Source organism: Acetobacter malorum, from assembly GCF_001580615.1.
Classification (GTDB): domain Bacteria; phylum Pseudomonadota; class Alphaproteobacteria; order Acetobacterales; family Acetobacteraceae; genus Acetobacter; species Acetobacter malorum.
In genome coordinates this window covers 49,501-61,484 of the sequence record NZ_LHZC01000037.1, presented here as the reverse complement: position 1 = coordinate 61,484, position 11,984 = coordinate 49,501, and the positions used below count along the sequence as shown (strand labels likewise).

Here is an 11,984-nt window from a genome sequence, read left to right as displayed (position 1 = left end):
GCCAGTTCATTCATGTATGTCCGAACTTCTAATTCCAATTTCTCCATGGGGGGCGCCCCGAAGCCCGCAATTATTTCCATATTGGCCAAACGCACAGTGCAGTGAGCCTTACCGGCCCAGATGACAGCGCGTGTAACGTCCTGGTTGTTTTTCCAGTCAAAGGTCACCACCTGGTCACCAATCTGGATGTCTTCCGCAGCAACCACACCAGTGGAGGTGCGGATCATGCTACCGGGAAGGAAACATGTGATGATTGTACCGCCCTGGCCGTCATTAATCATGTCAAAACCAGCCGCTTCGACGCCTGGAATATTCAGTGTAACGACAGTTCCATTTCCCAGCGTGATCTTAACACTATCTGCACCGGAATATGCCCAGGTAGCATGATCATTTGTGACAAATTTCAGATCAATCTGGCTATCCTTGGTCCAGCCATTAATAGTAGTGCCAACATTACTACTAGATGAAGTGCTGATATCAGTAATTGTTAGACCGCTGGTATAGCCGTCTCCAAGCTGAACAGTGCCACCAGTATTACCTGTGATGGTAGCTGTACCACCACTCGACAGCGTAAGCTTGTCCGTTAATGTTGCCCCGGTATCAAAATTGAGCGTTCCACCAGAAGAGACAGTAGCATCAGCAACGGATCCGCCTGTAATGGCACCGGAACCGCCAGTTTCAATGTTCAGGTCAGAAACTGTTCCACCGCTAACATTGGCATGGCCACCATTGCCAATGGTTGCAACACCATTCACCGCCCCAGCGGATACAGTCATCGTAGCGCCACTCTGGAAGGTGCCGCCAGACAAAGTGCCGCCGTTCATTGTAATACCGCCGCCTGTAGCCGAAAGATTTTCTACAGTGCCGGTATTAAGGGTAACGTTACCGAAATCGTGCGTTATTGGGTCAATGACCGTTCCGCCATTAACTTCAATGGTACCTTGAGTGTCAAAATTTGTACCCGAGGCGAATACACCGGAAGCCACGCCACCAGAATTAACCTGAATTTTTCCGTCGTAGATTGAACCGCCAGAAAAATTTCCATCTACTTCCGTAAAGCCTGAATTAACATTCGTATCTACTGCAGAGGCGCCAGCATAAACCCAGAGACTTCCATCTGTTGTGTTTATACCAGAAATAATGCCGCCAGCAGAAACTCTTATCTGGCCACCGTCAGTCAACGTCCCGCCAGATACAAGGCCCTCAACAAAGACGCTGCCGCCGTCAATGGTATTATTGAAAGCACTGCCATTGCTGTCGACATACAGGGATGCACTTTTGCCACTAACGATAGTCGTCTCGGCAGTACCACCATCAAGAACTGTCAGCTTTCCATCATTCAGCGTCGTGCTGGTAACACCACCCCAAGCAGACATATCGCCGCCAGCATTGACAGTCGTAGATGTTACGTTAGCATTAGAAAGAACGTAAAACTCGCCTGTATTATTTACAGTGGTTGCATCGGCACTCCCACCGCCAAGAATGGTTACAGTTCCATCATTCACTGTAGTGGTGGACATAGCGCCAGCGGCAGAAACTTTACCGCCAGAGTCTACGGTAGTCGTAGTAACCTTGGCACCAGAATTAACATCAAGTTCACCACCATTAACTACAGTATTTGTAGCACTGGCTGGACTACCATTTAGCGTAAAATTACCGCCACTGCCCACAGTAGCGGAGAGCAATGTCCCTTGTTCTGCCAGAAGTTTACCGCCAGAGCTGGCAGTAACACCGCTGGCAACAGCATTTATACCCTTAGCATCAATCATGCCGCCAGACGTGGCGGTACCACCATTCACGGTGCCGCTATTGATGATAAGATAACCTTTTCCATCAAGATTAGATGGATTAGAAACTGTCGCCGTATCAACAGTAGCACCGTTATTTACGTCAACATATCCGCCATCTACAGTCAGGCCGCTTAGCGTAGCCCCACTATCTACGGCGATATAGCCACCACTGTTAGCTGTCCAGTTTGAAGCTGTGCCACCATAGACGAAACCGTTACCGCCAGCTGCACTGATGTTTGTCGCCGTCCCACCAGCGTCTACTTCAATACTATCGGTTCCGTTTACATAAATATTGTCGATGGAGGAACCATATACGTCACTAGGAACTTTTGCATTGCCGGTAATTTGAGTCGGATCACTCATTTTCATTTGCCTTTCTGTTTCAGGATATTCTTGCACTGCTCAATTACCTGTTTTGCCGTGATCAGTCGGGTGCATTCGAACTGTCTCGTTGTTCCTGCGTGCCGGGGGCACCACAGGAAATCCTAGTGATTGAACCGCTCTTTCGGGTCATTCCAACACGAATTACAGGTGTGCCAGTTGATGACCCGGTAAGGAGTTTGGAACTCGGTGGTGGGGTGGCTAAAGCCGGCAATCATCACAACCGGTGTTCCGACTGACCACGCAAGCCAGGACAAGCCGGAACCCAGCCCGATGAAGAACTCGGCATGCTTTAGCCAGCGTGCGCGCTCTGCCAGAGGCCGGTTGCCTGTCTGGTCTTCCACACCATAAGGAATGTGGTTCCAGACAATGCCAGTGCCGTGGACTTTTTCTCGATCAATGCAGATAACGCGGTAACCCTGCGCCTTTAACCAGGAAATGACCTCACCCCACCCATTGGGGTTGTTCCAGTATTTAGCCTGTGATGAAGCCTGCGCTGCAATGCAAACATAAGGCTCTGCAATGGGGCGGCCTTCATCCGGGAAACTGATGCGGGCGGCCTCTTCATCCGGGTTGACACCCAGAATATAGGCCGCTGTTTTATGCAACCCCACCAGCCGGAAATCCGCAGGCTGCCAGTCGCACGCCGCATCATCAAAAAACAAACCCAGATAATAAGTCGCGTAAGCGTTTTGCGTCAGGGTCTGCTCTGCCACCTCTTCAGGCGTAAGAAATTTAATGTCGGGGTAAGCATCTTTAAAAAGAGGTCGGATCAGGTCGGACAACGCACAGGTAACGCGGGCCTGATGCGTTACCGCAAAACATGCAGCATAAGGCATCCATGCCAGAGTATCTCCCAGCGTTCCAACCGGAAAAAGAATGAAAACCTCTTGCCCTGTCACATCCATTTCATGGGTGAAGACAAGTTCTTCCTCAGACTTCCCCCCTTCCGCAGTCTGTGTTTCTTTCCAGACCTGTATGCCAAAGCGCACGAACCAACGCTTAGCAGACCGTACGAAAGCTTCTCCCAGACCAGTTTTCTCAAACAGGGTGTTACCGGTATCCAGGTCTGTCAGACGAATATGCCAGGTGCCACTCGCGGGTTTGGGCAATAAAACCCGACACCCTTCATTGAAGTCATAGCGAATACCTTCAGGGCCAACCTGCGTCGGTGTTGGCGCAACCCCAGGATAAGGTGACTTCGTTGGTTTAGGACTTTCTTCTTTTGCTGCTGAGGAGGAGGAAGGTTCAGAAGATGAAAGCGACATTTTTTTTAAGATTTCATTCATAATTAATACGCCTTTAAACTCCTAAAATCTGAACCAGGAAAAGCATTCGCTTTCCCTCGATCCCTTCCCCAGCATCTCAAAATTCACGGTCAGCCCTATTGTTTGTTTGTAAAAAATTATCTGTTTTTTAACATGTTAAGTCAAATTTAATATTCGTGGATTTGAAATTTTGGCTTATATATTTGAGTGTTAAATAAAAATCTTCGTTTTATGCGTGTGGCTATTTTCTCAGAAAAGTTTACTTTTTGGTAATTTTGTAATATTACTAATTTATCATCTTCATGTAATAGCGAAATAATTCCTAAAATTAGATTTTTTAACTGAATAAAGTTATTTTGTTTATTTTTTATATTATTACGGTATTTTTTAAGTGAGCGATTTATATATTTTTAATTACGATTTTTACAAAAAATAATTATTTATGTTATATTTGATTGAAAAGATCATGGAAAAATACTGTGACACACCCAAACAGATTATACTCGCCCGTTTTTAAGGTGGGACGTGAATGTTGGACGTAGTCCGATTCTTAAGTCTTATACCCGAACGACGAACTCAGTACGAAATGAGAGAGTCAAAACGCTCCCTATCGTACCCCCTAAACGCACAACACACTTAACTCATGCCATTAAGATAAGCCTCTCTGGGGCACATTGCGGCTCATACGTCTATTTGGTGGCCTCTCTCGCCTCGTTAGCCTGCATCCTGTAAAAAGTACCCTTTCGCATTGGTAGCGAGCAGGCAGGAACTGGCGCAGATGAAGCTTGATTTCACAACTCTCAACAGTATGCGCCAGCATAATCCGGCCTGGCGCCTGTTATGCTCGGACCATGCCCCCCTTATTCTCAGCTTTTTGCATCAGGCCTTCGTCCGCCCCAACGTGCGCAGTCTGGAAGCCGAGAGCATGGCGGAAGCACTGGAGGACACACTCTATGCTTTGCGCCAGCAACTGGATGAAAACGCTTTCCCCCGAACAGCCCGGGAATATCTGGAAGACTGGGCCTCACCCGACAAAGGCTGGCTGAGAAAATTCTATCAGCTAGGAACAGACAACGCCGTCTTCGACATGACCCCAGCCACCGAGAAAGCTCTTTCATGGCTGGAGCAACTCGCAGAGCGCAGCTTTGTCGGCACGGAATCCCGCCTGCGGACCCTGTTTGACCTGCTCCGCCAGATGAATGAAGGCACCCAGAGCGACCCGGACCAGCGCCTTGCTGACCTGCACCAGCGTCGGGATGAAATTGATGCCGAAATTGCCCGCATCCAGAGTGGGGATCTCAGCCTGATGGATGATACCGGCATCAAGGAACGCTTCTCCCAGTTCACCCGCATGGCACGCGACCTTCTGGCCGACTTCCGTGAAGTGGAACATAATTTCCGCCGTCTGGACCGTGCGGTGCGGGAACGCGTTGCTTTGTGGGATGGCACCAAGGGAGCTTTGCTGGATGAAATTCTGGCTCAGCATGATCTGATTAATGAGTCCGATCAGGGTCGCAGCTTCCAGGCCTTCTGGAATTTCCTCATGTCCAGCCGCAGGCAGGAAGAACTTTCGCAGCAGCTGGAACATATCCTCTCCCTGCCTGTCATTGCGGAGCAAAACCCGGACCCGCGACTGCGCCGTATTCATTATGACTGGCTGGAAGCGGGCGACCACACACAGCGCACCGTCGCACAACTCTCCCACCGCCTGCGTCAGTTTCTGGATGACCAGAGCCGGCAGGAAACCCGGCGCATTATGGAAATTCTGCATAATATCGAGGCCCACGCCATCGCCGCACGCCCTTACCTGTCCGACTGCCCGCCTGATGAGGCACTGACGGATCTGGATGCCATGGCAGCCTCACCAGACCTTATTATGGAGCGGCCTCTTTATTCGCCCCCACTCCCCACCATCCTGACGGTTGACCCGTTGCCGGAAGACACCGCGGAGGATGTGGACCCCATAGCCCTTTATGAACAGGTGGTGGTGGACCGCGTGCGCCTGACCGAAAACATTCAGCAGGCTCTGTCGGAAGCCCCGCAAATCAGCCTTGCTGCGCTTCTGAGTCGCCATCCGTTGGAACAGGGGCTGTCTGAACTTGTAGCCTATCTTCAGCTCAGCAGTGAGCGCTTCGAGAGCCTCATTGATGAAAAGACAAACGATCATGTAAACTGGGACATCATGACAGAGGACGGGTCCATCATAACGCGCCACGCCACCCTGCAACGCGTAATTTTTGTGAGGTCGGCATGAGCCAGACGGTCAATATTCCAGAGGACGCACAGGCTTCAGCCCATGCCCCGGCTTCTCTCTCCACGCTCGCCATTACGCTTTTAAAAAGCGTGATCTACCGTGAGGAAGATGAAGGCCTGTGGGGGCATCTGCTCCGCCTGCAAAATCAGGTGCGGGATTATGTTGCTGTCCTGGGGCTGGTCCTGATTATCGACCCAGCCGAGGGCTATGCCTATCTGCGCAGCGCACCAGAGCCCGAAGAGGAAGAAGGCGCATCCCGTATGCTCCGCCTGATTGCGCGGCGTCCGCTCTCCTTCCATGTCAGTCTGCTTCTGGCCCTGCTCCGCCAGCAACTGGTCCGGTTTGATGCCATGGGTGGCGAGACCCGCCTTATCCTCAGCCGCGATGATATCGCTTCCATGCTTCAAACCTTCCTGCCGGAAAGTAGCAATGAAGTTCGGCAACTTGCGCAGATTGAAACCTATATCCGCCGCGTGGCTGAACTCGGCTTTCTGCGCCCCCTTCCCCCCACCAGTGCAGATACCCCTCATGCCCCGCCACGCTACGAGGTGCGGCGTATCCTGAAGGCCTATATCGATGCAGAATGGCTGGCGACGCTGGATGAACGGCTGGAAGCCTATCTGGCGCATGCCCGCAGCCTTGAGCAAACAGATCTGCCCCTTGCGACACCCCCAACCACGCCAGAACAGAACACCGCAGCTGAGTCCGAGCTTTTTTCTGACCCTGCCGATACAGGACTGACCGATCGTGACTGACACCCAGCAAGCCCCGCTCGACTTTGCCGTGGATGATCGTCTGGCCGGGTTCCGTCTGCATCGTCTTGAAGTGCTGAACTGGGGCACGTTTGACAAGCGGATCTGGCGCTTTGACCTCAACGGTCGGAACGCGCTGCTTACCGGCAATATTGGCTCGGGCAAATCCACACTCGTAGACGCCATCACCACCCTGCTCGTTCCCGCACAGCGCATTGTTTATAACAAAGCTGCAGGGGCTGATACGCGTGAGCGCTCTCTGCGCTCCTACGTGACCGGCCATTATAAATCCGAACGCAATGATGCAACTGGCTCCACCAAATCCGTCAGCCTGCGTGACACACAAAGCTACACCGTTATTCTCGGTGTTTTCAAAAATGAAGGGTATCTTCAAACTGTTACACTGGCGCAGGTCTTCTGGATAAAAAAACAGCAGGTGCAGCCGGCACGCTTCTTTGTGTGCGCGGAAAAAGAACTGTCCATTCAGGAGCATTTCACCGGGTTCGGCACCGACATCCTGCAACTGCGCAAAAACCTGCGCGCACAGGGTTCGGAAGTGGAAGACAGCTTCAACCGCTATGCCGCATGGTTCCGTCGCCGCTTTGGGATTGAAAACGAGCAGGCTTTAGACCTGTTTCTGCAAACTGTCTCCATGAAGTCTGTCGATAATATAACAGACTTTGTTCGGGAGAACATGCTGGCGCGGTTTGACGCCACAGAGCGCATCCATGCCCTAATTTCTCATTTTGAAGATCTGGATGACTCGCACCAGGCCGTTCTGAAAGCACAGAAACAGATCAGTCTGCTCACGCCTTTAACAGAAGACCTCACCGCCCACGCGGAAAGTAAAACCCGGCATGACACGCTCAAAGCTTGCCGTCAGGCACTGCCGGGATATTTTGCCAGCCAGAAAGCCACTCTGCTTGAGCAGAAGATTGCCAAAGAACAGGACACTGCCGCAACCAATCAGCAACAGCTAACCGAACAGGATGCCGTCCGTACCACCAGCAAGCAGCAGCTGGACGAAATCAAACAGGCTATTTATGCCAATGGGGGCGACAGGCTTGAGCAGCTGGCCATCGCTATCCAGCAAGCCGAAAAGACCAGTGAAGATCGCCGCAAGAATGCCGCGTATTACGCAACGCTTGTTGAAAAACTAAATGAAAAACCTGCGCATTCTGCGGAAGGCTTTCTGGAGCTCACACAGCACCTCAAGAAGCAGAAAAACGAATGGAAAAAGCAGGACACCTGGCTAGCGAAGGATCTGACCGAACAGAGCATTCTTTTCCACGAAGAAAAGAACCAACACGCCGAGATTGTCACCGAACTGGACAGCCTACGGAAACGCCAGAGCAATATTGACGAACGACAGATCCGCATGCGCGCCATGCTGTGTGATGCGCTGGATGTGTCAGCCGAAGACCTGCCGTTTGCCGGAGAGCTCATCCGCGTGCGGGATGACGCACGGGAGTGGGAAGGTGCAGCGGAACGCCTGCTGCATGGCTTCGCATTATCTCTGCTTGTGCCGGACCATCTCTATGCACAGGTGGTGGACTGGGTGGACCGCACACAGCTAAAAGGGCGTTTGGTTTACTACCACATTCAGCAACACCGCTCGGGCTCCCATGCCGTCCGCCACTCCAATACACTCGCCCAGAAACTGGAAGTACATCCGGACTCCCCCATGCGGCTCTGGGTGGAAAATGAACTGGCGCACCGTTTTAGCTTCACCTGCTGCGAAACACAGGACGATTTCCGCCGCTCAAGCAAAGCCGTCACCCGGCCCGGTCAGGTCAAGGAACCGGGAGGCCGGCACGAAAAAGATGACCGCCATCGGATTGATGACCGGAGCCGTTATGTTCTGGGCTGGAACAATGCCATCAAGATTGCCGCTCTTGAAGAGCGACAGCGAGAGCAGGAAGCGCTGATCCAGAAACACGCGGGTGAAATTGCGCAGGCCGAAAACACCCGCAAAATGCTGCAGGAACGTTTTGAAACGCTGACCCGGCTGGAGCGCTACCCCGATTACACCCAACTGGACTGGCAGAGTGCCGCACAAACCGCAGCTCAACTGACAGCCGAACGGGAAGCGCTGACAGCGACTTCCGATGTTCTGCGTGAACTCAAACAGCAGAAAGAGCATGCGGAACAGACACAACAGCAGGCTGAAGCAGAGTATATGATCCTGTTTAAAAAACAGGCGCTTCTGGATCAGTCCGTTGAAACTCTTCAGGCCCGCCTGCAACATTGCCAGACGGTTCTGAACGACTATACGCTCACACCGCAGCAGGAGCAGGAACTCACCGAGCTTCAAATACAGCTGAATGGCGCAGAGCTATCCAGCCTTGAGGCCTGTGAGGGCGCGGAAACGCAGCTGCGCGACCAGCTGGATACACAGATTGACCACCAGCAGCGCACACTGGATTCCCTGCGCGACAGTATTTTGAAAGACATGCGGGAGTTCCGGACAACATATCCGGTCGAAGCGCAGGACATGGACGATCATCTGGAGGCTGGCCCAGAGTATTGCGCGTTGCTGGCACAACTCAAAAAAGATGACCTTCCGCGCTTTGTCAGCCGCTTTAAAAACCTGCTGACAGTCAATACGATTAACGAAATCGCTAATTTCAATGCCCATCTGGCGCAGGAACGGGAGATTATTAAGGAACGAATTGCCGTCATCAATACGTCCCTGACCCAGATTGACTATAACCCGGACCGCTATATCCGGCTGGAAGCCCACCAGACGCTGGACCCGGAAATCCGTGACTTTCAGGCCTCCCTTCGGGCCTGCACCGAAAATACTGTTTCCGGGGATGATACCGAACAGTATTCCGAACAGCGCTTTTATCTGGTGAAAACCATGATCGAACGCTTTCGGGGGCGTGAAGGTCTGGCGGAACAAGACCGCCGCTGGACCAACAAAGTTACTGATGTCCGCAACTGGTTTTCCTTCGCAGCCAGTGAACGCTGGCGCGCGGATGAGACCGAGTTTGACCATTATACAGATTCCGGCGGCAAATCCGGTGGCCAGAAGGAAAAGCTGGCCTATACCATTCTGGCGGCCAGTCTGGCATATCAGTTCGGGCTGGAATGGGGCGAGGTGCGCTCGCGCTCTTTCCGCTTTGTGGTGATTGATGAAGCCTTTGGCCGTGGGTCTGATGACTCCACCCAATACGGCCTGCGGCTGTTCCAGCAACTGAACATGCAGCTCCTTATTATTACGCCCTTGCAAAAAATCCACATCATTGAACCCTTTGTTTCAAGTGTGGGCTTTGTGGACAATAAGGATGGAAATTACTCGCGCCTGCGTGTTCTGAGCATTGAAGAGCATTTTGCCAACAAGGCATCCCTCCATGATGCAGCGCCAGCCCTGCTCAGGCATGAAGAGCAGTCTGTGTGAACTGGACTACGCCGGCAGACCTCAAAAAACAGCTTGAGCGTTTATGGAAAAAGGGGACACTCCCCAATGCCCTTATCAGCAAAACATGCTTATTTCCGTTAACCCTCACCCTGCGCACCCCAAGTGCCTCAGATATTACGAAGCACCTCCATGCCGTCAGAGACTGGACGGAAATGCTTAATGCGATGCGGCATATCAGGCTCATCCGACACACAGTGAAAAATAGGGTGCAGGGCACACAGACCATCCCGCACAAAGTCGTTATTGAAACACTGGAAGATGCTCTTGCCTTACTGGACAAGCACGACACCGCTCGTCAGATTTTGGCGCTCCATGCCCTGACAATAGAAAAAGCGCCTTTTCTACTACCTTGGCTTGCTCAAAATGCTCTCACAGCTCACCGCCACGCCACAGAATGGGAACGACTTTTAACCCTCGCTGTCTGGATGAGGGACAACCCTGCTCCCGGCATCTATCTGAGACAGGTCGACCTACCGGGAATTCATACCAAATTCATTGAACGCAACAGGACTATTCTCTCTCAGCTTTTTCAGCATGCTCTGCCAGAACAATCCGTTAATAGAGCCTGTTCTGGCATGGATCAGTTTGAGCCACGCTACGGATTTCGCACCAAACCTTTACGCATTCGTTTTCGGGTTTTGGATGCTGCACTCTCTCCCTTCCCCACCATCGCGCATCCCGACATCACGCTGGACTCCGAAAGTTTTGCAGCCCTATCCCTTATGGGATGTCGTATTTTCATTGTGGAAAATGAAAGTTGCTTTCTTGCTTTCCCTTATCTTGAGAATGCTCTGGTCATTTTTGGAGCAGGCTATTGCTGGGATGTTCTGAAACCCGCCCACTGGTTGCAAAAATGCTCTATTTATTACTGGGGAGACATTGATACGCACGGGTTCAGGATTCTTGATCACCTCCGTGCCATTTTACCCCGGACGCATTCTTTCCTGATGGATGAGCCAACCTTGCTCGCTTATAGCGCGTTCTGGGATAAGGAACCTTCCCCCGTGCGGCATCCGCTTTCCCGCCTAACGCCCTCTGAGCAGAGTGTTTTTACGGCTCTTCAAACTGATCTGTTTAGCCAGAACCTCCGACTTGAACAGGAGCGCATTCATTTTTCCGACCTGCGCAAGATACTGGACTCTCTGGTCCAGCCATAATCCCTTCAGGGATCATAACCGGGGCACGCGCATAGTTACTCGCGCTACCCCTGCGCCGGTCGGTTGAAACTTTAACATCCCACTCTGCATAGCCACCCCGCACTCCCCGCAATTGCTCCATGGCCCCAATTTTGATAATGATAATCCTTCTCAAAGAGAGGTGGAGATTCATGTCAGGCGCGGGCATTTGGCAGCAGTTGTTTTCACGGCCACAGAAGAACAAAAAGTCTGTCCCGGCCCCTTTGCCGGAGCAGATAGACGCCATTCGTCAACGGGCGGAACGCGGCCATCATCTGGATCAGGTTTTATGGGGCAAAGTGCTGCTGAATAGTGCCTATATCCAGCCTGACCACTCTAAGGCTCTTGTGTGGTTCACCATGGCAGCCAATGCCGGATACGGGCCAGCCCATAATATGCTGGGCCGCTGCCACCATTTTGGCTGGGGGTGCGGGGAAAACCTGCAGCAGGCCGCCCGTCATTATGAAACCGCCGCCAGTCTGGGCGATGAATGGGGCCGTTATAATCTGGGCATTCTGACCATGCGTGGCCTTGGTATCCCGCGTGACATGAAAAAAGCGCTCGGCCTGTTCACAACCGCGGCGCACAACGGGCACGCCAAGTCCATGAATCTTCTGGCACGCTTTTTGGAAGAAGGCTGGGAGACGCCTCAGGATAAAGAGGCCGCTTTAGTCTGGTATCGTAAATCCGCTGAGGGGGGCGATTATCGCGGCTGCCACAACTATGCCACGGCGCTGGTCGACGCCGGGCATGTGGATGATGCCCTGCACTGGTGGCGGCAGGCCCTGCCGGATGCCACGTCAGATATTCTTCTGGCCATGGATCGTGCTTTGACCAGCCTGGGCGAGGCAGGGGATCCCACGCTTTACACAGCCTTGCAGGAACGCCTGCAAACCCTCCCGCCACATACCCAACCCGCTTCCATCACGCCCTGACAGGT

5 protein-coding genes and 2 pseudogenes are annotated in these 11,984 nt (G+C 52.4%); 5 read left to right on the top strand and 2 right to left on the bottom strand.

The genetic code is table 11. The features are described 5' to 3' along the window. Together AD930_RS18260 and AD930_RS03155 are read right to left on the bottom strand one after the other, a co-directional pair. Positions 1 to 2,153 (bottom strand): annotated as a pseudogene (locus tag AD930_RS18260) (Hint domain-containing protein); the annotation flags it as partial. A 2-nt stretch (positions 2,154 to 2,155) separates the two neighbouring features. After that, positions 2,156 to 3,460, bottom strand: a pseudogene (locus AD930_RS03155) (autotransporter strand-loop-strand O-heptosyltransferase). 757 nt (positions 3,461 to 4,217) lie between these two features. Here AD930_RS03155 and AD930_RS03150 point away from each other — a divergent pair. The 5 genes from AD930_RS03150 to AD930_RS03130 all read left to right on the top strand — a co-directional run bounded on the left by AD930_RS03150 (position 4,218) and on the right by AD930_RS03130 (position 11,979). Then, entirely contained in the window at positions 4,218 to 5,693 is a 1,476-nt protein-coding gene (locus AD930_RS03150; protein ID WP_061505086.1) for a DUF3375 domain-containing protein, read from the top strand. Beyond that, entirely contained in the window at positions 5,690 to 6,448 is a 759-nt protein-coding gene (locus AD930_RS03145; RefSeq protein ID WP_082781672.1) for a DUF4194 domain-containing protein, read from the top strand. The genes AD930_RS03150 and AD930_RS03145 overlap by 4 nt, the downstream gene beginning before the upstream one ends. Beyond that, positions 6,441 to 9,848, top strand: a complete 3,408-nt coding sequence (locus AD930_RS03140; protein WP_061505085.1) for an ATP-binding protein — start codon at positions 6,441 to 6,443, stop codon at positions 9,846 to 9,848. Before AD930_RS03145 ends, AD930_RS03140 begins: the two co-directional genes overlap by 8 nt. Then, the gene (locus tag AD930_RS03135) at positions 9,845 to 11,026 is read left to right on the top strand and encodes a Wadjet anti-phage system protein JetD domain-containing protein (RefSeq protein ID WP_061505084.1); all 1,182 of its coding nucleotides are present in this window, start codon (positions 9,845 to 9,847) and stop codon (positions 11,024 to 11,026) included. Before AD930_RS03140 ends, AD930_RS03135 begins: the two co-directional genes overlap by 4 nt. Positions 11,027 to 11,196: 170 nt before the next feature. After that, positions 11,197 to 11,979: a tetratricopeptide repeat protein gene (locus AD930_RS03130; RefSeq protein ID WP_061505083.1), complete on the top strand. Its 783-nt coding sequence runs from the start codon at positions 11,197 to 11,199 to the stop codon at positions 11,977 to 11,979. The last annotated feature ends 5 nt before the right edge of the window (positions 11,980 to 11,984 follow it).

Bases quoted from the DNA above. Each gene is read 5' to 3' on its own strand.
- AD930_RS03150 (WP_061505086.1), top strand. From the start codon at position 4,218: ATGAAGCTTGATTTCACAACTCTCAACAGTATGCGCCAGCATAATCCG.
- AD930_RS03145 (WP_082781672.1), top strand. From the start codon at position 5,690: ATGAGCCAGACGGTCAATATTCCAGAGGACGCACAGGCTTCAGCCCAT.
- AD930_RS03130 (WP_061505083.1), top strand. From the start codon at position 11,197: ATGTCAGGCGCGGGCATTTGGCAGCAGTTGTTTTCACGGCCACAGAAG.